Below are 21,047 nucleotides of genomic sequence, written 5' to 3' on the forward strand. Positions count from 1 at the left end.
TTCGCAAGGAGAGCAATCATGAACGCCAAGACCATCCTGACCGCCGCCGCACTCGCCGCCGCTTTCGTCACTGGCGCCGCCCAAGCCGCCCCCGCCGCCCAGAAGGCCGGCGAAGTCTACGGCTACAGCTATCGCGTGAACGACCAACGCAGCGCCTTCACCGACGGCGCACGCGTCGGCAAGACCGACCCGTACACCGATGGCGCAAAGGTCGGCAAGGCTGACCCGTTCACCGACGGCGCCAAGGTCGGCAAGTTCGACCCGTACACCGACGGTGCCCGCATCGTCGCCGGCCTGGACCGCACCGGTGTCTCGAGCGAACCCGCCCGCAAGGTTGACCCGTACCTCGACGGCGCCAAGGTCGGCAAGTTCGACCCGTACACCGACGGCGCACGCATGGTCGCCGGCCTGGATCGCACCGGCGTATCGAGCGAACCGGCCCGCAAGGTTGATCCGTACTACGACGGTGCCCGTGCCGGCAAGTTCGACCCGTACACCGAAGGCGCAAACGCCTGAGCCCCGCCCCATGCTGGCGGTAGTTGAAAAGAAGTAACCGGAGTCGCATCAGGGCCACTGTTCTGGCCGGCTCCGGTTGCTGCCCCGGAGTCCATCATGAGCTTCAAGAACAGTGCCCTGATCCTGAGTGGATGGCTGGCCGTCACAGCCGCCACCGGCGCCGCCGCCGCGATCGTGGTCCAGACGCTACCTGTCTGAACCCGACACCCAACACTAATAACTGCGCCCCCGCAGCAAGTTGAAGAAAGCCATCAGTGCGCAATCCAGCGCGGCGTGAATGCACTCTGCCATGCGTTCACGCCGCGTTGGCATTTGCGCGCACCATGGCGCAAGCATCAAACCGCCGTATATAGTCTGCCCATCACTCGCGAACTCCCGGCGAACGATGCCAGACACGCCAATTAATTACCTTCTTGCAGTCGGACTCACGGCCGGCCTGACCGTTATCTGCGTCGGCCTGCACTATGAAGCACTTCGGCTAATCTCCTCGATTCACCCCAAGCGCCTCAGCGGCAAACTCAGCATTGCCGTAATGATCCTGCTGATCATCCTCACGCATTGCGTTGAAGCCGTGGTTTTCAGCGGCGGTTACTGGCTCGGCACCGAGTTGCTTGGCATCGGCCGCCTGTCGGGCATGCAAGAGCACGGCCCCGCGGCGTATATCTACTTCTCCCTCGAAACCTTCACCACCCAAAGCATCGGCGACATCGTCCCGATCGGCCAGCTGCGTCTGCTGGCTGCCGTACAGCCGCTGGTGGGCCTGATTCTGATAGGCTGGTCCACATCGTTCACATTCCTGATCATGCGGCGCGACTGGCAATGGGACGACGAGCGCGGCGCCAGAAATTGACGGCTGACAACGGACGGCTAACCGGGGAGGGCTGGTCGCCGGCCGCCACGTCGGCCACAATGGCCATCGGGTTTCAGCAAAATGATGACTTTGCGTCATCCGCACGTCCGCCAGCGCCGTTACACCGGTTTTGCATCGCACCTTCCCCCATGGGAGGTGCCAGAAGAAACGGAGTGATTACTTGTCGACGAATTCGGATTACCAGGCTGGTGTGGCACATGGCCGGTACCCGCGCGCCCTGATACTGTGGCTCGCCACGGCGATGTTCGCGCTGGTGGCCTTGCTGGCCGCGCCGCGAGCCCACGCCCAGACGCCGGCCCCGCTGGCCGAGTGGCAGTATTCGGTAGGCGTGCCGCTGGAAAAGCTGTTCGAGGGGCCCCCGCCCGACTGGACGGTTCGCCTGGGCATGGCAGCCCGCATCAGCCCGTATTACGACGGCACCGGCAACTACTATCCGCTGGCGGGCCCCGCGATCGACATCCGGTATCGCGATCAAGGCTTCCTGTCCACTGGCGAAGGCCTTGGCTGGAACATCGTCCACTCCGACCATTGGCGCGCCGGTATTGCGCTGACCTATGACTTCGGCCGACGCGAAAAGCACGACCACGACCATCTGGCCGGACTCGGCAACATCGGGATGGCGGTCGAGTCGAAGCTGTTCGCGGAGTACGTGGTCTCGAAGGAGTTTCCGCTTGTGATTCGCGCGAACGCGCGGCGCCAGTTCGGGGGTGCCAACGGGTGGCTGGGCGACCTCGGCGCGTATATGCCGCTGCCGGGCAGTTCGGACAAGTTCGCCTGGTTCGCGGGTCCGACCATGACGGTCGCGGATTCGGCCTACATGAGTCGCTGGTACGGTGTCACGGCGGAGCAATCGGCGCGTTCAGGACTGCCCCAGTACCATGCCGGCGCCGGCATCCGCTCATACGGCGGGGGGGTATCCGCGATGTGGTTCTTCGGCAAGCACTGGTTCGCCACGGCCGATTTCGGCATCGCGGCGCTCGTCGGCGATGCGCGCAACAGCCCGGTCGTATCTCACTCGGCCAACATGACCGGCGATATTTCGATCATGTACGAGTTCTGACCCAATAGCTGCCGATCAGGCGGTCACTCGGCCGGCCGCCGCAGATAGCTCTCCACCACGCGGCGCAGGCCTGGCAGCTTCCCCGTGAAGAAGTGTCCGGCGCCCGGCACCACGACCACCGGCAGTTCCTGCGGTCGCGCCCAGTCGAAGACATTTACCAGCGGTACCCGCTCATCGCGCTCTCCGTGCACGACCAGTGCGTGGGCGGGGACCGTCGGCGTGTCATAGGACAGCGTGTCGGACAACGCGCCAGCGGGCATTCCCGTCAGCATCAAGTGCGCGATCGACTCGCCTTCGGCGGTGAGCACCTCGGCTGCGCGCGTCTGGACGAAGGCGCCGAACGAGAATCCAGCCAATGCCAGCGGCAGCCCCGCATTCGCTGATTGCGCATACCGGATCACGGCCAGCACATCGTCCGTTTCGCCGTTCCCTTCGTCGTACTCCCCTTCGCTCTGGCCAACGCCGCGATAGTTCGGCCGCAACGCCAGGAAACCATGCGCCTGCAGGATGCGCGCAAGCAGTTGGGGAATCTTGTGTTCGGCGTTACCGCCTTGGGACGGATGCGGATGCGCCACCACGGCAACGCCGATCGTCGCAGCGGCCGGCGTATCGACGAGAACTTCGATCTGACCGGCGGGTCCGGCGATGAACTGGCGAGTGGTAGCAGGTACGGGGAGGGGCGAGGACATGGGAACGGCGACTTGCTGGCTGGGGGCGGGCGTTACGGTTTCTGGCATACGAATGCACGCGCAGCATACCCGCAGCAGCCCCCCGGCGGCAACGCCTGCCGCCGTCCCACACCTGCCTGCCGATTCTCAATGCTGGCTATCAGCCTTGATGACGGACGCAACTTCCTGCCGCCTGACGCTAACCACATCGTCAAGCTCGAGCCCCTCCGCGACGACGAGCATCTCGGTGCCCCGGCTGATGGCGTAGATCACGCCGTACCATAAATCCGGCCCCGCCGCGGCGTTCAGCCGGATGCTGAACTCCGTGACCAGATCCTGACTGAAGACGGTCACCAGGTCGCCAACCTCGGGCATGGCGGCCTCCTCCGCCAGTGGAAATTCCCGGGCTGCCACCGTCAGTGGCGTCTGCGCGATGCCGCGCGCAAACCTCGCTTGCATGTCATCTCCTGCGCATGATTTTCACCTTGTAAGGATAGGAACGCAGCCTGAAAAGGCACGGTAAACCTGCCACGGGGAGGACTCAGGTCGAGCACGCGTCGCATTTGAACGGGCCGCGCCCGGCCAGCGCCTCACGATTCAATGGCGCCGGGTTCCTCATGTGCCTGCTGCCCATCGAGCTTCGCTTCGCGGCGCGCCAGCCTGGCCGATAGCCGGTACTGGCACACGAACAGCGCAATCAGGGCGATCAACGCAATGGCGGCAAGACCAAAACGGTAGACGATCCACATGGTGCGGCATGGTCGTAGTTGTCCTGCTTTCAGCCTATTCAGCCTGCTGTCCAGACACTGCAAAGAATCGACTGATACACGTCAATTTCCTGTCAATGCCGAGCACAGAATTTGACCTGATCCGAAAAATGCGAGAAAGCGGAGCCCTTCCCAGACGTAAACCACTTAATGGCCCGCTCGAAAAGTCTGTGCACTATCGCGGCCATTGATCAATACGATATGACTTGAACGACCCCTTCTGCGATAGTTGACTGCAACTCCTGCCGGCGAGTCAGTTCCCCGGCGCCCTCGGTGACGCGGCCACGAGCCGCGGCAATTCCGTCCCACAAATGTCCAGACGCGACCCTTCCGGATCGCACGACTGCATCAAGGAATGACTATGAATAAGCTCACGACCGCATTTGGCGCGCCCGTTGTCGATAACCAGAACGTTCAGACCGCCGGCCCGCGTGGCCCCGCCCTGCTCCAGGATGTCTGGTTCCTCGAAAAGCTTGCCCACTTCGACCGTGAAGTGATTCCGGAACGCCGCATGCACGCCAAGGGCGCCGGCGCTTACGGCACGTTCACGGTCACGCATGACATCACCAAGTACACGCGCGCGAACCTGTTCTCACAGGTTGGCAAGAAAACCGACCTGTTCCTGCGCTTCTCGTCGGTGGCCGGCGAGCGCGGCGCGGCCGATGCGGAACGCGACATCCGCGGCTTTGCGATCAAGTTCTACACCGAGGAAGGCAACTGGGACCTGGTGGGCAACAACACCCCGGTTTTCTTCCTGCGCGACCCCCTGAAGTTCCCCGACCTGAACCACGCCGTGAAGCGCGACCCGCGCACGGGCATGCGTAGCGCCGAAAGCAACTGGGACTTCTGGACCGGCCTGCCCGAAGCCCTGCACCAGGTCACGATCGTGATGAGTGACCGGGGTATCCCGCGCACCTGGCGTCATATGCACGGGTTCGGCAGCCATACCTACAGCTTCATCAACGCCAACATGGAGCGTTTCTGGGTGAAGTTCCACTTCGTCACCCAGCAGGGCATCCAGAACCTGACTGACGAGGAAGCTGCGGAGATCACGGGCCAGGACCGCGAATATCACCAGCGCGATCTGTTTGAATCAATCGAACGTGGCGATTTCCCGCGCTGGAAGCTCTGCGTGCAGATCATGCCGGAAGCCGAAGCCAGCAAGGTTCCCTACCACCCGTTCGACCTGACCAAAATCTGGCCGAAGAAGGACTACCCGCTGATCGAAGTCGGCGTGCTGGAACTGAACCGCAATCCGGACAACTTCTTCGCCGAAGTCGAACAGGCATCGTTCGCGCCGTCGACGATCGTCCCTGGCGTCGGTTTCTCGCCCGACAAGATGTTGCAGGGCCGTCTATTCTCGTACGGCGACGCCGCGCGCTATCGCGTCGGCGTGAATCATCACCAGATTCCGGTGAACTCGCCGAAAGCCGCGAAGTACGTCAACAGCTATCACCGCGACGGCACGATGCGCGTCGACGGCAACCGGGGGGCCGCCATCGGCTATGAGCCCAATACGAAGGGCGAGTGGGCCGAGCAACCCGACTTCCGCGAACCGCCGCTGACGCTGGAAGGCACTGCCGACCACTGGAACCATCGCGAGGACGGCGACTACTTCTCGCAGGTCGGCGCGTTGTTCCGCCTGATGTCGCCGACGCAGCAGCAGGCGCTGTTCGACAACACGGCCCGCTCGATCAAGGGTGTGTCGAAACACATCCAGCAGACCCACATCAAGCATTGCACGGCGGCTGACCCCGCCTATGGTGCGGGTGTCGCGGCTGCTATCGAGATGATCGAGGCCAAGTAAGTCCCCACTACCCATGCCTCTCCCGCCCCCGGGAGAGGCATGGGCGGAACGACTCAGCAAATCCCGAACAAACCGTCCGAGACAGGAAAATGATGATGGAACAGCCTCAAGCCACGATGTCCGCGGAAGATGAAGCGCGCATGATCGCCGCGCTGGGCCAGGTGTTCGATCTCGCGCGCAATGGCGACGCCGTGGCGCTCGCGGCGCTGATCGAACGCGGTATGCCACCGAACCTGCGTAATGAGAAGGGCGACACCCTCGTCATGCTGGCCGCCTACCATGGCCATGCGAACGCGCTGCGCACGCTGCTGGAAGTCGGCGCTTCGCCGGACATTCGCAATGCGATGGGTCAGACGCCGATCGCCGGAGCCGCCTACAAGGGCTACACCGAAATCGTCGAAATCCTGCTCGAGCATGGTGCCGACGTCGAAGGTGCCTCGCCTGACGGCCGCACGGCGCTGATGACCGCCGCAATGTTCCAGCGCACGGATATCGTCGACATACTCAAGGCGCATGGCGCCGACCCCAACGCACGCGACAACCGCGGCATGACCGCAGCCGATGCGGCGGCTTTCATGGCCGGCCGGCACGGTAGCACCCATTGACGGGCCGCCCCTCTCCGCCGAGCGAGAGGAGGACCGCCTTGATTCCACCTCAGCGCATTACCCGCGTCCCACGAACGGCATCTTGGTCGCCATGACGGTCATGAACTGCACATTGGTTTCCAGCGGCAGATTGGCCATATGCAGTACCGAGCTGGCAACGTGGGCCACATCCATCAACGGCTCCGGGCGGATCTCGCCGTTGGCCTGCGGCACGCCACGCGCCATGCGGTTGGCCATGTCGGTACCCGCGTTGCCAATATCGATCTGACCACAGGCGATGTCCCAGGGACGGCCATCGAGCGACAGGCTCTTGGTCAGCCCGGTAATCGCATGCTTGGTGGCCGTGTAGGCCACGGAATTCGGCCGTGGCGCGTGGGCGGAGATCGACCCGTTGTTGATGATGCGGCCACCACGCGGGTCCTGCGATTTCATCAGCGCGAACGCGCCGCGCGCGCACAAGAAGGCGCCGGTCAGGTTGGTGTCTACCACCGCCTTCCACTGCTCGACTGACAGTTCGTCGATGCTGACGCCCGGCGCGTTGATGCCTGCGTTATTGAACAGCACATCGAGCCGGCCGAAGCGTTCGCGGATCTTGCCGAACAAAGCGTCGACCGAGGCGGCATCACTCACATCGCACTGCACGGCCAGCGCGGTCTGGCCCGCAGCCGTAGCTTGCGCGGCCAGGGCTTCCAACGTTTCGGCGGTGCGCCCGGCCAGCACGACCTGATAACCGTCCGCGAGCATCGCCTGTGCGACTGCCTTGCCGATACCGCGCGCCGCGCCCGTGACCAGTGCGACCTTTGCCTGCTTTGTCATGCTCGATGTCTCCAATGTCTTGTGGCTGGGAAGAGTGCCACCCCTGATTCTGCCCGAAAGAACCACAGTTGTACGACAACTTCTGGGCGATCATCGGCCTCCCCTTCCATCATCGTGCGGCGCCAACCACTTCCGCCCGCTCCGCCACGATGCGCAAGCGGTCAAAGTTCATATTGGCGCCCGATGTGATCGCGACCAGCGCCAGCGAGGCGTTGCCCGCCGTCGCCGCATACTGCTTGAGCCCCGCCACGGCCAGCGCGCCGGCCGGCTCCACCAGGCTGCGCGTGTCCTGGAAGATGTCCTTGATCGCCGCGCAGAGCGCATCGGTATCCACCGTCAGCACGCCATCAAGGTACTTCTGGCAAAGCCGAAACGTCTCTTCCCCGACGCGCTTGACCGCCGTGCCATCCGAGAACAATCCCACGGTATCGAGCGTGACCCGCTCGCCAGCGGCCAGCGAACGCGCCATGGCGCAGGAATCCTCCGTTTGCACGCCGATGACCTGGACTTCCGGCCGGACCGCCTTGACATATGCCGCCACGCCTGCTGCCAGGCTGCCACCGCCGATCGGCACGAACACGGCATCAAGCGGACCGCGATGCTGCCGCAGGATCTCCATGCCCACGGTTCCTTGCCCGGCGATGACGTCGGGATCGTCGAACGCCGGGATGAACGTCAGTCCGTGTTGTTGCTGCAGGGATAGCGCATGGTCGAAGGCATCGGAATAGGACTCGCCGGCCAGCACGACTTCCACCATCCCGCTACCGTGGGCACGCACCGCATCCACCTTCACCTGCGGCGCGGATTGCGGCACGACGATGATCGCCCGCACACCAAGCCGGGCCGCGGCCAGCGCCACGCCTTGCGCGTGATTGCCGGCTGAGGCCGTGATCACGCCACGGGCAAGCGCATCGGCCGGCAGGCTGGCCATCTTGTTGTAGGCGCCGCGCACCTTGAACGAAAACACGGGCTGGTGATCCTCGCGCTTGAGCCAGACGCGGTGGCCGAGATGCGCGGACAAGGTCGGCGCCGCCTCCAGCGCGGTCTCCCGTGCCACGTCGTAGACGCGCGCGGTCAGGATGCGCCTCAGGTAATCGTCGGCGTCGCTCCAGGCGTCGTGTGCCGCTTCAAACGGCTCGGCATCGAACGACTGGCCCGGCGCAACGGCTTGGGGCACGGCAAGGGGATGGGTTAACGGCATGGCGACTCCATTCTTGAGGGGGAAATCTCTGGAAATCCCTGGAGGCGGCCATAAAAAAACCCGCCTCGTTGGGCGGGTTATTGATGTCTGTTTCGGACGCGCGCTAACCCACCATTCTCGGAATGGTGCGAATAATCGCGGCGATGCGGATGGCGAAACTGGACATGGGAATGAGTGTCACGGATTTCCCACGACTATGTCAATCCCGACACAAGCCTGGCCTTCAACTGGCGATACGCGTGTTGTAGTCGTGCCCACTGGCGTCACCCCCCTCCCGCGCCGCACTCAGCCCGATGTCGGCTCGTATTAGAATCGCCGATGTCATTCATATGACGGCGGCAGCACCAGAGGTCATGTTCCGGGCACGGGTTAGCCACGGACTGGCGTTGCCGCGGGTATCCAACCCTACAGATCACAAGAAACCAACCGATATCAGCCATGCGCCCATTGGGCTCAGGGTTGAAAGATACATGACCGCGTTCGCATTCGATGTTGCTCTGGCACCGGAGCCTGCCGATCGCAGGCGGCCCGATGCCGGCCCTGCCTACGGCGAGGCCCTGGCGTTGCTGGAGGCTTCCGGCGCGCTGGCCATGCGCGTGGACATGCAGGGACGCATTCTCGAAGCGACTGAAGCCACCGCCGAACTACTGGTCTATCCGCGCGAATACCTGCTGCGCACCTCGATCCTCGACATCATCGCGCTGGAGTCCCGCGAACGCGTGGCCATGCTGCTGACGTGCTGCGCGCAGGACCAGACCATGCGCCGCGAGCGCGTGCGCGTGGCCGGCGGTATCGGCGGGCCCAACTGGCTCGACCTGCGCGTGAGCTACCACCGCGATGCCGACGATGCGCCCAGCCTGCTGCTGTTCGGCCAAGACATCACGCATTGGGTGGAGTCGGAGCGAGACCTGACCGAGCGTGCCTTCCTGGACCCGTTGACCGGTGTCGGCAACCGCGCCTACATCGGCAAGCGGATCGAGGAATACACGTCCGGCCGCCGCGCGGGCCAGCCGTTCGCGGTTGCCCTGATGGATCTGGACGGCTTCAAGAACGTCAACGACTCGCTCGGCCACGAGTTTGGCGACGCGCTGCTCAAGGAAGTGGGCACACGCCTGCAGGACACTGTCCGCACGCGCCAAAGCGTGGCGCGGCTGGGTGGCGACGAGTTCGTGCTGATGCTCGATGACATGGAGTCCGAGGCGGACGCCATCCGCATCCTCGAGCGCGTGATCCATGTCTGCCGCCAGCCCTTCCTGCTGGGCGGCTGCCAGGTGCGCATCACCACCAGCATCGGCCTGGCCTTCTCGAACGGTTCGGCGCAATCGGAGTCGCAATGGCTGCGCCGTGCGGACCTGGCGATGTACGAGGCGAAGGCGCTCGGCAAGAACCGTTACTGCATCTACTCGCCCGAACTCGACCGCCGCCTGGACGAACAGTTCCAGATCGAGCAGAGCATGTTCGAAGCGGTGCAGAACGGAGAATTCCTGCTGCACTACCAGCCGATCGTCTGGCCCGGAAGCGGTGAAGTCTGCGCCGTGGAAGCACTGATGCGCTGGGAGCACGCAGGCCGCGATATCCGGCCCGATGTGTTCATTCCCGTCGCCGAGAAGAACGGTCTGATCAAACACCTTGGCGCGTGGGCGCTGCGCTGCGCCTGCGCGCAGCTTGCCGCCTGGGATGCGCTGGGTATCCATGTAGGCCATATGTCGGTCAACGTGTCAGCCGTGCAGTTCCTGCATCCGGGCTTCTTCGACAGCGTCCGCAATGCGATCCAGGAATCGGGCATCGGCGCCGACCGGCTACTGCTGGAAATCACCGAAAGCGCGCTGATGACCGATCCGAAGGCCGCCGAGGAACTGCTCCTTTCGCTGCGTGCGCTCGGCATCCGCTTCGCCGTCGATGATTTCGGCACCGGCTATTCGAGCCTGTCGTACCTGCGCCGCTTTCCGCTGTCGGCCCTTAAGGTCGACCGCAGCTTCGTCGCCGACATGGTCGATTCACCGCACGCGCGGACCATCGTGTCGGCCGTGCTGTCGCTGGCACGCGAACTCGGTCTCGTCGCCATTGCCGAGGGCGTGGAAACCGATGCCCAAAACAAGCTGTTGGCCGCGCAGGGCTGCAACCTTGTGCAGGGATGGCGCTTTGCACGTGCCGTCGCCGCCGCCGATTTCGAGAGCGCCGTCACCGACGGCAGGTTCGTGGTCGGCGAGGGCGAAGTCTTCGCGCCACGGGTGTCCTGATGTCCAAGTCCGATTTCTTCGAGACCCTGTGGGCACGGATGGCGCAACAGGGAGACTTCCCGACGCTTCAGTACTGTGTCGACAACATCTTCAAGACGCTCAACGCCGACCTCACCGTCGGCGAGATGGCCACAAGCGTGCTGTCGGATTTCAGCCTGTCGCAGAAGGTGATCCGGCTCGCCAACTCGGCCATGTACCGATCGTTCGGCGGCGAGGTGACCACCGTCTCGCGCGCGATCCTGGTGCTGGGCGTGGAGGCGATCAGCCACCTGACGCTCGGCATCCAGCTGCTCGACTATTTCCACGGCGTGGCGCCAAATCGTCCGCAGGCCACGCGCGCGTTGCAACGCGCGCTGGTGGCCGGCGAGATCACGCGGGCGCTGAGCCAGGCACGCGGCATCAACGAGGGCGAGGAAGCCGTCGTCTGCACGCTGATGCACCATATGAGCCGGCTGCTCATCGTGTTCTATTTCCCCGAAGAATGGGAACGCGTGGAGGCCATGTGCGCCGCGCATCCAATGACGGAAAACGAGGCCTGCCAGGAAGTGCTCGGTGTGTCGATGGTGGAAATCGCCGAGGCGGCCGCGCGAAAATGGCGGCTCCCGGGCCTGATCGCGCACGCAATGAAGCCGCGCGCGCTGTCCACGGATACCGTACTGGAAACCCATGCCGACTGGCTCGCCGCGATTGCGCAGGTCTCCGCACAGGCCGCGGCCACGATGGTGCGCGACGGCAATCAGGCATCGGTCGAGGCCTTGCTGCTGTCGCACGCGAAGGTGCTCGGCCTGGACGCCAGCGACGTCTCCGTGGCCGTGCGCCAGGCCGAGGTGCTCAATGCGTCGATTGTCGAATCCGAATCGCCGGCGCAGGATGCCACAACACTTGCCCACGGCGCGCGCCCGGATAACGTCCTGGAGCGACTGCGGCAAGGCATCGCCGAGGTGCAGCGCGAAGGCGCGGGCCGGACGGTATCGCAACTGGCACCGATGGTGCTGGAATCGTCGATGCGCGCGCTGGACTTCTCGCGCTGTTTCCTGATGATGCTGAACCCCTCGACACGGCACTTTCACGCGCGGCTGGGCTTCGGCGAGGGAATGCGTGAAAGGCTGTCCGCGCTGTCCTTCGAGGAAGGCTTCGTGCCCGATGTGTTCCACTTTGCCGCGCTGGCGTCCAAGCCGCTGCTGGTGGAGGACACGACCGACGCCGAAGTGGCGCGCCGTCTGCCACGGTGGTATCGCGATGCGATTCCGGACGCGCGGTCGATCCTGCTGGCGCCGGTGAGAATCCGCAATCGCTGCATCGCCATGGTCTATGGTGACTGGGGCACCGCCCGCGCGCCCGCCGGTCTGGGCGAGGCCGAGCTCGAGACCGTCGATGAGCTGATGCGCGAAATCGCCGCAGGCGTGCTGCGCGCGGCGCCTGCGCAATCGCCCTCGCGCTGATACCTGCCAATCCCTGGCGTCAGGCAACCCGCTCCAGCGTGGCGGTGACATCAGGCTGTTCCCGCAGCGGCACGAACTTCCCGGTACGTCCTTCGAGGGCATCGATCTCACCGGTTTCAATGTCGTAGACCCAGCCATGCAGGTCGACACGCCCTTCGGCCAGCGCCTGCGCCACCGACGGATGCGTCCGCAGGTGGTCAAGCTGCTCGATCACGTTCTCACGCACCATGTCGTCCACCCGTGCCCGGTCCGATGCGTGCGGACGGGTCAGACTGATCCGCCGGGCGCCGCTGGCATGTTCGAGCCACTCTTCGACAGCAGGCATGTGGTCCAGGCATTGGCAGGTGGCCACGGCCGTCATGGCCCCGCAATCGGAATGGCCACAGATCACGATGTCGCGCACCTTGAGCCCCGCCACCGCGTATTCGACGCTGGCGGACACGCCGCCTGGCTGCACCGCGTAGGCCGGGACGATATTGCCGGCGTTGCGGATCACGAACAGCTCCCCGGGCTCGCACTGTGTCAGCAACGCCGGCACGACGCGGCTGTCCGAACACGCGATGAACAACGTCTTGGGATTCTGCTGCGTGGCCAGGTGCTTGAACAACGCCGACCGCTTCGGGAATTCTTCCCGCTGGAACTTCAGAATGCCCTGGATCAGATCTTTCACGCCGACGCCCCCATCGTCATTGGATGGCTCCAGCATGGCGGCGAACAGCTATTGGGTCAAAGACCGGTTTATTATCCTCGTCATTGGCAACACCAATAGTTACCACCATGCTGCTGCGCCACGTTCGCTATTTCCTGGCCGTCGCCGACGCCGGCAACTTCACCCGAGCGGCCGAGGCACTCCATGTCTCGCAGCCGACACTGTCGCAGCAGATCCGCCAGCTCGAGGAATCACTCGGCGCGCCGTTGTTCGATCGCAGCGGCCGCACCGTGCGACTGACTGACGCCGGCGAAGCGTACTACGTGCACGCACGCCGCGCGCTGCAGGACCTCGAAGCCGGGCGACGCGCCATCCATGACGTGGGAGAACTCACGCGCGGCAACCTCCGGCTGGCGATCACGCCGACGTTCACGCCCTATCTGGTGGCGCCGCTGATCGTGGCGTTTAACTCGGCGTATCCGAATATCACGCTGAGTCTGCGCGAAATGCCACAAGAGCGCGTGGAACCATTGCTGGCCGATGACGAGGTCGATATCGGCATCGCCTTCGACGATATCCATCTGCCCGATCTGGACGCCACACCGTTGATGGAGGAACCGCTGGCCTACATGGTCGGCGCCACACACGCGCTGGCGCGTCGACGCACGGCACTGCGCGCCGACGTGCTCGCGGCGCAATCCATGGCCATGCTGACGCGGGAATTTGCCACACGGGGTTATATCGCCCGCTACTTCGGGGCGCTAGGGATCGAGCCGCGTATCACGTTCGAGGCCAACTCGGTCAGCGCCGTGCTTGACGCCGTGCGCAGCGGACGCCACGCCACGGTGCTGCCGGCGGCCATTGCCGCCGGACATCCGGATCTGTGCGTCCTCAAGCTGGAACTGCCGCTGCCGCCGCGCCGTGCCGCGCTACTGCAACGGCGTGGCGCCTATCGCACTGCCGCGGCGCGCGCGTTCGTGGCATTTGCGCTCGATGAGGTCAATCGTCGGGGGTCCCCAGCGCACGGTTGATCCGCAGCGCCACCAGCGTTCCCACCACCCCAGACAGCAGATACAGACTAACCGCGACCAGACCGAACAGCGACGACAGTCCCAGCGCTACCAGTGGCGCAAATGCGGCGCCGAACAGCCACGCGAAATCGGTCGTCAGCGCGGCGCCCGTATAGCGATAGCGGGTCTCGAAGTTCGACGTCACCACGCCAGCCGCCTGCCCGTACGACAAACCCAGCAGGCCGAAGCCGATCAGGATGAACAGGTTCTGGCCGGTCGCGCCGCCATCGAGCAGCCACGGACTGAACAGGCTAAAGATGCCAATCAAGACGGCCATTGTCGCCAGCGTGGTACGCCGGCCGATGCGGTCGGCAAGCCAGCCTGAGATCAACGTGCCGATGAACGCAATGACCGCACCCACGATCTGGACCGCGAGCACGTCTGTGATGTTCTGCGTCTTGTGCAGGCTCACCCATGACAGCGGAAACACGGTGACGAGGTGGAACAGCGCATAGCTGGCCAGTGCCGCGAAGGCGCCGAGGAAGATGTTGAAGCCCTGCGCATTGACCATCTGCAGCGTGCTGATTGGCTCGAGTTCATCCTCCTCGAGCAGTCGGGTGTATTCATGCGTGACCACCAGGCGCAGCCGCGCGAACAGCGCCACCACGTTGATGGCGAAGGCCACATAGAACGGATAACGCCACCCCCAATCGATGAACTCTTCCGGCGTCAGGCTCGAGCGCAGGAACAGGAACAACGCACCCGCCACGATGAAGCCAGTCGGCGCGCCAAGCTGCCCCACCATCGCGTACCACCCGCGCTTGTTTTCCGGCGCATTGAGCGCCAGCAGCGACGGCAGGCCATCCCACGAACCGCCAAACGCAATGCCCTGCAGGAAGCGGAACAGCGCCAGCAGGTAGATGGCCGAACTGCCGATCGACGCATATGACGGCAGGAACGCGATACCCACCGTGGCGGTGCCGAGCAGGAACAGCGAGGCCGTCAGCTTGATGCCGCGGCCCCAGCGTCGCTGGATTCGCATGAACAGTGTCGTCCCGAACGGCCGTCCGACGAATGCGAAGGAGAAGATCGCGAAGCTGTAGAGCAGACCGGCCAGCTCGCTCGCAAACGGGAAGTAGACCGATGGGAAGACGAGCACCGAGGCGATGCCATACGTGAAGAAGTCGAAGTACTCGGAGGCGCGCCCGATCACCACGCCTGTAGCGATCTCGGCTGGCGCCACGTCATGATGACCGGGAGCCGGAGGTGCAGTGGGCGACGCGCGATGCTGGTGGGACAGACTGGCCATCGTGGAGTCTCCTTGATGTGCGAGAGGAGGATGTCGTACTGCACTTAAAGTCCCGCAATCACAAGAATAGCGCCTAAACTGCAACTGGAAATCGAAAGATCGTTGGGGCCACCCCAATGCGACGTTAACCAGACGCCACTTCCGAGACCATGCCACGCTTCGATGCAGCAGTGACACCCATCAGGGTGACGGGAAGGTTGCTTTTGCGTTTTACCGCAATCGCGCTATTGGCGAGTCTGGCCGGGTGCAACGCTGTGCTGCTTTCGCCATCCGGCGATATGGCCATGCGCCAGCGTGACCTGATCATCATCGCCACATGTCTGATGCTGCTGATCATCGTCCCGGTGATCTTCCTCACGTTGCTGTTCGCGTGGCGATACCGCGAGAGCGCCCCCGATTCCCCGTACAACCCCGAGTGGGACCACTCCACGGTGCTCGAACTGGCGATCTGGGCCGCACCGCTGCTGATCATCATCGCGCTCGGCGCGGTGACGTGGGTCAGCACCCATCAGCTCGATCCCTACCGGCCACTGACACGACTCGACGAAGGCCGCCCCGTTCCCACCGAGGTGAAACCGCTCACGGTGGAAGTCGTGGCGCTGGACTGGAAGTGGCTGTTCCTGTATCCCGAACAAGGCATTGCCACGGTGAACGAACTGGCCGCGCCGGTCGATCGCCCGATCGCCTTCCGGATCACCGCCACCTCGGTGATGAACGCCTTCTTCGTGCCTTCGCTGGCCGGCATGGTCTACGCCATGCCTGGCATGGAAACCAAGCTCCATGCGGTGATCAACAAACCCGGCATCTATGACGGCTTCTCGTCCAACTACAGTGGCGCGGGCTTCTCGCATATGCGGTTCAAGTTCCACGGCATGTCGAGCGAGGACTTCGATCGCTGGATCGCGCAGGCCAAATCATCGGGAAGCACCCTGTCGAAGGACGCCTACCTGAAGCTGGCCCAGCCCAGCGAACGTGAGCCGGTGCAACGCTATGCCAGCGTGGCGCCCGAACTCTACGACCAGATCCTGAACCGTTGCGTGGATGGCGGCGCCTGCATGGCCGACACCATGGCGCTCGATCGCAGCCGCGGCAAGTTCGACCCGTCCGGCGAAATCTGCACGGCAAGCAACACACCGGTCGATTCGCCGCTGTTTGCGCCGGACGTCGTGCTCAACGACGGTAGACGACTGCTGCGGTGAAGCGGGGATTCGCCCCCATTTTTCCGGTTCCCGCCAATCATCATCGGTCAATTTTGGCCAACACAGGCCCAGGTGACAAACATGCCCGAGCGCTCCGAACTCGCCAACCTGATTTTCGGCCGACTGTCATGGGAGGCCATTCCCTACCATGAGCCGATCCTGATCGCCACCTTCGCCGCCGTGGCGATAGGCGGACTGGCACTGGTGGCGCTGCTGACGTACTTCCGCGCGTGGGGCTATCTCTGGCGAGAGTGGTTCACCAGCATCGACCACAAGAAGATCGGCATCATGTACATCGTGCTGGGCATCGTGATGCTGCTGCGTGGCTTTGCCGATGCGGTCATGATGCGGATGCAGCAGGCCGTCGCGTTCGGCGACAACGCCGGGTTTCTGCCACCTCACCACTACGACCAGATCTTCACCGCGCACGGCGTGATCATGATCTTCTTCGTGGCCATGCCGCTGGTCACCGGGCTGATGAACTTTGTCATGCCGTTGCAGATCGGCGCGCGCGACGTGGCATTCCCGTTCCTCAACAACTTCAGCTTCTGGATGACCACGGGCGGCGCGATTCTGGTCATGATGTCGCTGTTCGTAGGCGAATTCGCGCGCACCGGCTGGCTGGCCTATCCTCCGCTTTCGGGCATCCTCCACAGTCCCGACGTTGGCGTGGATTACTACATATGGGCGCTACAGATAGCGGGGGTGGGGACGCTGTTATCAGGGATCAACCTGCTGGTCACCATCGTCAAGATGCGCGCCCCTGGCATGACGCTAATGCGGATGCCGATCTTCACGTGGACGTCGCTGTGCACGAACGTGCTGATCATCGCCGCCTTCCCGGTACTGACCGCCGCGCTGGCGCTGCTGGCGCTGGATCGCTACGCCGGCACGAACTTCTTCACAGCCGACCAGGGCGGCAGCGCGATGATGTACGTGAACCTGATCTGGATCTGGGGTCACCCCGAGGTCTACATCCTGGTATTGCCGGTGTTCGGTGTGTTCTCGGAAGTGGTGGCCACGTTCGCGCGCAAGCGCCTGTTCGGCTACGCGTCGATGGTCTATGCGACGGTGGTGATCACCGTGCTCTCCTACCTGGTCTGGCTGCACCACTTCTTCACGATGGGCTCCGGCGCCAGCGTCAATTCGTTCTTCGGGATCACGACGATGATCATCTCGATCCCGACCGGCGCCAAGATCTTCAACTGGCTGTTCACGATGTACCACGGCAAGATCCGCTTCGAGCCACCGATGCTGTGGACGGTCGGCTTTATGGTCACGTTCGTGATCGGCGGCATGACCGGCGTGCTGCTGGCAGTGCCTCCGGCGGACTTCTCGCTACACAACAGCCTGTTCCTGATCGCCCACTTCCATAACGTAATCATCGGCGGCGTGCTGTTCGGGCTGATGGCCGGCATCACGTACTGGTTCCCCAAGGCATTCGGCTATCGCCTGGTGTCGTCGTGGGGCAAGGCGTCGTTCTGGTTCTGGTTCGTCGGCTTCTACTTCGCGTTCATGCCGCTGTACTGGCTCGGCCTGCTCGGCGTGACCCGCCGCATGAACCATTTTGACGATCCGTCGCTGCAGATCTGGTTCCAGATCGCCGCGTTCGGCGCGTTGCTGATCGCCATCGGCATCGCCTGCTTCCTGATCCAGCTCGTGGTGAGCTTCATGCGCCGCGAGGAACTCCGCGACACCACCGGCGACCCCTGGGGCGGCCGCACGCTCGAATGGTCGACCTCGTCGCCGCCGCCGCAGTACAACTTCGCATTCACGCCGGTCGTGCACGACACCGATGCCTGGTGGCACATGAAACACAACGGCTTCCAGCGGCCGCAGCAAGGCTTCATCCCGATCCACATGCCGAAGGGCACGGCGGCCGGCATCGTACTGGCCGGGCTCTCCACGATATGCGGCTTCGCGTTGATCTGGCACATCTGGTGGTTGGTCATCGCGTCGTTCGCGGCCACGATCATTGCAGCGATCATCCATACCTTCAACTACAAGCGCGACTACTACATTTCGGCAGAGCAGGTGGTCCGGACTGAAGCGGCGCGCACCCAACTGATGGCCGGCCATGGTTGACACGACCCTACCCCTGCACGCGCACGGCACGGCCGATGCGGACCAAGCGCCCCCCGGCGGCTATCAGTTCTACCTGACCGAGGAGGTACATCCTCAGAACGGCACGCTGCTCGGGTTCTGGCTCTACCTGATGAGCGACTGCCTGATATTCGCGTGCCTGTTCGCCGCCTACGGGGTGCTGGGGCGCGAGTACGCGGGGGGACCGAGCGGCGCCGAGCTGTTCGAGCTACCACTGGTGGCGCTGAACACCTCGTTCCTGCTGATATCGTCGATCACGTATGGCTTCGCCATGCTGCAGATGCAGCAGAACCGCGTCGCCAGCACGCAGATCTGGCTGGCCATCACCGGCGTGTTCGGCGCGGCGTTCCTTACGGTGGAACTCTACGAGTTCGCGCACCTGATCCATGAGGGAGCCGGCCCGCAACGCAGCGCGTTCCTGACATCGTTCTTTTCGCTGGTGGGCACGCACGGGCTGCACGTGACGTTCGGCATCATCTGGCTGATCGTCCTGATGACGCAGGTGGCGCGGCACGGACTGATCACGGCGAACAAGCGCAGGCTGATGTGCCTGTCGATGTTCTGGCACTTTCTCGACGTCGTGTGGATCGGCGTCTTTACCTTTGTCTACCTGATGGGGTCGCTGCCATGAGCGCGCAAGACCACGCGATGGACGGCCACGGGCATGGCCATGAGCACGAAGAGGAAGTGGGGCCGCACGCCACGCTGGGTGGCTATCTGACGGGCTTCGTGCTGTCGGTGTTCCTGACAGCGGTGCCGTTCTGGCTGGTGATGGGCAAGGTGTTCGAAAAGTCGTCCACCACCGCCATCGCCATCCTGCTGATCGGCGCGGTGCAAATCGTGGTGCACATGATCTACTTCCTGCACATGAACGCCAAGTCGGAAGGCGGCTGGAACATGCTTTCCCTGATGTTCACGCTGACACTGGTCGTGATCACGCTGACCGGATCGCTATGGGTGATGTTCCACCTGAACAGCAACATGATGCCGCAGATGCGGCACACGCAGCAGGCGGCGGAATCGGGTGGCACGATCGTGCCACCCAGAACCAAATAGCAAGATAGCCGGGGGACTTCAGGCGGCCAGGCGGAACGTCGCCACCGCTTCCTTGAGCCGCTGGGCCTGCTCTTCGAGCGAGCCCGCGGCCGCCGCAGCCTGTTCCACCAGCGCCGCGTTCTGCTGCGTGACGGTGTCCATCTGCGTCACGGCCTGATTGACCTGCTCGATGCCGGCGCTCTGCTCGACCGACGCCGCGCTGATTTCGCCCATGATGTCGGTCACGCGCTTCACCGCGCTGACGATCTCTTCCATCGTCTGGCCAGCCTGCGCCACCAGTTGCGAGCCACGTTCGACGCGATCGGCCGAATCTCCGATCAATGACTTGATCTCCTTTGCCGCCGTCGCGCTGCGCTGCGCGAGGCTACGCACCTCGCCCGCCACCACGGCAAAGCCCCGGCCCTGTTCCCCGGCGCGCGCGGCTTCAACTGCCGCGTTCAGCGCCAGGATGTTGGTCTGGAACGCGATGCCTTCAATCACCGAGATGATCTCGACCACCTTGCGTGAGGCGGCATTGATCTCGTCCATCGTGTGCACCACCTGGCCCACGACCTCGCCGCCCTGCGTGGCCACGTCGGAGGCATTGACCGCCAGACCGCTGGCCTGCTTCGCGCTGTCAGCGTTCTGGCGCACGATGCTGGTCAGTTCTTCCATGCTCGACGCGGTCTCCTGCAGCGACGACGCCTGCTCTTCCGTCCGTTGCGAAAGGTCGGTATTGCCGGCGGCAATCTGGCTCGTGCCGGTGGCAATCGCCTCGGTGCCTTTGCGCACTTCCTTGACGATGCCAAGGATGTTCTCATTCATCTCGCGCAACGCCGCCAGGAGCTGGCCGGTTTCGTCACGGCTATCCACGTCGATGCGGCCGGTCAGGTCGCCAGCGGCCACGGTCCGGGCAAAGCCAACGGCACGATGCAACGGGCGCGTGATGCCGATGGTCAGCCACCATGCGAATGCCACACCAATTGCCAACGCAATCACGCCAAGCGCAATCAACCCATTGCGCGCGCTCTCGTAGATCCGGTTGATCTCCTCGGCCGTGGCGTCGATGGACGTGCGCTGGATGTCCAACAGCTTCTGGATCTCAACCAGGTAGGCGTCACCGGCCGGTACGAACTCGGTCTCCAGCACCTTGATGGCATCCTCGGCCTGTCCGTCCTGCTTTAGCTTGGCGATCTTGTCGCGCGACTCGTTGTAGGGATTGCGTACGACCAGAATTCGCTCGAAGGCCGCCTTTTCCGCGTCGGACGTCAGCATCGGCTTTATCTTGTCGCGCATCGCGGCAATCGTTTCGGCCGAGGTTTTGGTCTCGGCGGCGAAGAACTGGCCAAGCGAGGGGTCGCTGCTGCGCGTGATGGCCGTGGTACGGCGCACGCTGGCGTACATCAGGCGATACCAGTCGCTGACGATGCGCTCCTTGGCGAGCGGCTGCTGCATCATCGCGTGCGTGCGGCCCGCGACATCTTCCAGACGCACCACGCCCAGAACCGTCATGAATGTGGACAACAGCAAGACCACGCCGAAGCCGATGCCAAGGCGTACACCAATACCAAGATTCTTCATGCCTTCTTCTACCTGATTGACTGGTTGGCGGCTGACTGACCGCACGCGGTGGCGGCCGATCACTGCTTTGCCTGCGGCGCAACTGGGTATGCGCTCGAACGGACATGGGAAAAGCTAACGGCAGTCAGTACAGGAACTTGAGAAGAATCAGGGAAAATGCGAATTGCG

19 protein-coding genes and 1 pseudogene are annotated in these 21,047 nt (G+C 63.7%); 12 read left to right on the forward strand and 8 right to left on the reverse strand.

The window, feature by feature from the left end:
• The first annotated feature begins 18 nt into the window (after window positions 1–18).
• From RMET_RS28580 to RMET_RS28590, 3 genes are all read left to right on the forward strand, one after another.
• Window positions 19–516: a hypothetical protein gene (locus tag RMET_RS28580; RefSeq protein ID WP_011520002.1), complete on the forward strand. Its 498-nt coding sequence runs from the start codon at window positions 19–21 to the stop codon at window positions 514–516.
• A gap of 385 nt (window positions 517–901) precedes the next feature.
• Window positions 902–1,366, forward strand: coding sequence for an ion channel (locus RMET_RS28585; RefSeq protein WP_011520003.1), 465 nt, complete (start codon window positions 902–904; stop codon window positions 1,364–1,366).
• Between the two features lie 181 nt (window positions 1,367–1,547).
• Window positions 1,548–2,447 carry a MipA/OmpV family protein gene (locus tag RMET_RS28590; protein ID WP_008642631.1) on the forward strand — a complete coding sequence of 300 codons (900 nt, stop codon included), beginning with the start codon at window positions 1,548–1,550 and terminating at the stop codon, window positions 2,445–2,447.
• A 23-nt stretch (window positions 2,448–2,470) separates the two neighbouring features.
• On the opposite strand, the gene RMET_RS28595 is transcribed toward RMET_RS28590, so the two are convergent.
• The 3 genes from RMET_RS28595 to RMET_RS34040 form a co-directional block, all read right to left on the reverse strand.
• Window positions 2,471–3,136: an alpha/beta hydrolase gene (locus RMET_RS28595; protein ID WP_029308794.1), complete on the reverse strand. Its 666-nt coding sequence runs from the start codon at window positions 3,134–3,136 to the stop codon at window positions 2,471–2,473.
• Window positions 3,137–3,262: 126 nt separating this feature from the next.
• Window positions 3,263–3,574, reverse strand: coding sequence for a hypothetical protein (locus RMET_RS28600; protein WP_008642633.1), 312 nt, complete (start codon window positions 3,572–3,574; stop codon window positions 3,263–3,265).
• Window positions 3,575–3,705: 131 nt separating this feature from the next.
• On the reverse strand, window positions 3,706–3,864 hold the full coding sequence (locus tag RMET_RS34040; protein ID WP_008642634.1) for a hypothetical protein: 159 nt from the start codon (window positions 3,862–3,864) through the stop codon (window positions 3,706–3,708).
• Window positions 3,865–4,243: 379 nt separating this feature from the next.
• Here RMET_RS34040 and RMET_RS28605 point away from each other — a divergent pair, with 379 nt between their 5' ends.
• A complete protein-coding gene (locus RMET_RS28605; protein WP_011520006.1) occupies window positions 4,244–5,689 on the forward strand; it encodes a catalase in 1,446 nt (481 codons plus the stop codon).
• Window positions 5,690–5,805: 116 nt separating this feature from the next.
• Window positions 5,806–6,294: an ankyrin repeat domain-containing protein gene (locus RMET_RS28610; protein ID WP_085960520.1), complete on the forward strand. Its 489-nt coding sequence runs from the start codon at window positions 5,806–5,808 to the stop codon at window positions 6,292–6,294.
• Between the two features lie 57 nt (window positions 6,295–6,351).
• Here RMET_RS28610 and RMET_RS28615 read toward each other — a convergent pair whose 3' ends face one another.
• Together RMET_RS28615 and ilvA are read right to left on the reverse strand one after the other, a co-directional pair.
• Entirely contained in the window at window positions 6,352–7,110 is a 759-nt protein-coding gene (locus tag RMET_RS28615; RefSeq protein ID WP_011520008.1) for an SDR family oxidoreductase, read from the reverse strand.
• A 112-nt stretch (window positions 7,111–7,222) separates the two neighbouring features.
• Window positions 7,223–8,311: pseudogene (ilvA, locus tag RMET_RS28620) on the reverse strand (threonine ammonia-lyase, biosynthetic); the annotation flags it as partial.
• 470 nt (window positions 8,312–8,781) lie between these two features.
• Between ilvA and RMET_RS28625 the strand changes: the two are divergent.
• Both RMET_RS28625 and RMET_RS28630 read left to right on the forward strand, forming a co-directional pair.
• Window positions 8,782–10,551 carry a putative bifunctional diguanylate cyclase/phosphodiesterase gene (locus tag RMET_RS28625; RefSeq protein ID WP_011520010.1) on the forward strand — a complete coding sequence of 590 codons (1,770 nt, stop codon included), beginning with the start codon at window positions 8,782–8,784 and terminating at the stop codon, window positions 10,549–10,551.
• A complete protein-coding gene (locus RMET_RS28630; RefSeq protein ID WP_011520011.1) occupies window positions 10,551–11,993 on the forward strand; it encodes an HDOD domain-containing protein in 1,443 nt (480 codons plus the stop codon). The genes RMET_RS28625 and RMET_RS28630 overlap by 1 nt, the downstream gene beginning before the upstream one ends.
• A gap of 19 nt (window positions 11,994–12,012) precedes the next feature.
• On the opposite strand, the gene RMET_RS28635 is transcribed toward RMET_RS28630, so the two are convergent.
• Window positions 12,013–12,663, reverse strand: a complete 651-nt coding sequence (locus RMET_RS28635) for a carbonic anhydrase (RefSeq protein ID WP_011520012.1) — start codon at window positions 12,661–12,663, stop codon at window positions 12,013–12,015.
• Between the two features lie 107 nt (window positions 12,664–12,770).
• On the opposite strand from RMET_RS28635, the gene cynR reads away from it, so the two are divergent.
• The gene (gene cynR / locus RMET_RS28640) at window positions 12,771–13,673 is read left to right on the forward strand and encodes a transcriptional regulator CynR (RefSeq protein WP_017513934.1); all 903 of its coding nucleotides are present in this window, start codon (window positions 12,771–12,773) and stop codon (window positions 13,671–13,673) included.
• Here cynR and RMET_RS28645 read toward each other — a convergent pair.
• Window positions 13,642–14,961 carry an MFS transporter gene (locus tag RMET_RS28645; RefSeq protein ID WP_011520014.1) on the reverse strand — a complete coding sequence of 440 codons (1,320 nt, stop codon included), beginning with the start codon at window positions 14,959–14,961 and terminating at the stop codon, window positions 13,642–13,644. The genes cynR and RMET_RS28645 overlap by 32 nt on opposite strands.
• 149 nt (window positions 14,962–15,110) lie before the next feature.
• On the opposite strand from RMET_RS28645, the gene cyoA reads away from it, so the two are divergent.
• From cyoA to cyoD, 4 genes are all read left to right on the forward strand, one after another.
• The gene (cyoA, locus tag RMET_RS28650; protein WP_011520015.1) at window positions 15,111–16,160 is read left to right on the forward strand and encodes a ubiquinol oxidase subunit II; all 1,050 of its coding nucleotides are present in this window, start codon (window positions 15,111–15,113) and stop codon (window positions 16,158–16,160) included.
• An 81-nt stretch (window positions 16,161–16,241) separates the two neighbouring features.
• A complete protein-coding gene (cyoB, locus tag RMET_RS28655; protein WP_011520016.1) occupies window positions 16,242–18,245 on the forward strand; it encodes a cytochrome o ubiquinol oxidase subunit I in 2,004 nt (667 codons plus the stop codon).
• Window positions 18,238–18,894: a cytochrome o ubiquinol oxidase subunit III gene (gene cyoC / locus RMET_RS28660; RefSeq protein ID WP_008643180.1), complete on the forward strand. Its 657-nt coding sequence runs from the start codon at window positions 18,238–18,240 to the stop codon at window positions 18,892–18,894. Before cyoB ends, cyoC begins: the two co-directional genes overlap by 8 nt.
• Complete coding sequence (cyoD, locus tag RMET_RS28665) at window positions 18,891–19,319, forward strand: cytochrome o ubiquinol oxidase subunit IV (RefSeq protein ID WP_008643179.1); 429 nt, start codon at window positions 18,891–18,893, stop codon at window positions 19,317–19,319. Before cyoC ends, cyoD begins: the two co-directional genes overlap by 4 nt.
• A gap of 18 nt (window positions 19,320–19,337) precedes the next feature.
• On the opposite strand, the gene RMET_RS28670 is transcribed toward cyoD, so the two are convergent.
• A complete protein-coding gene (locus tag RMET_RS28670) occupies window positions 19,338–20,879 on the reverse strand; it encodes a methyl-accepting chemotaxis protein (protein ID WP_011520017.1) in 1,542 nt (513 codons plus the stop codon).
• Window positions 20,880–21,047 lie beyond the last annotated feature (168 nt).

The sequence above is a fragment of the Cupriavidus metallidurans CH34 genome, assembly GCF_000196015.1.
Lineage (GTDB): Bacteria > Pseudomonadota > Gammaproteobacteria > Burkholderiales > Burkholderiaceae > Cupriavidus > Cupriavidus metallidurans.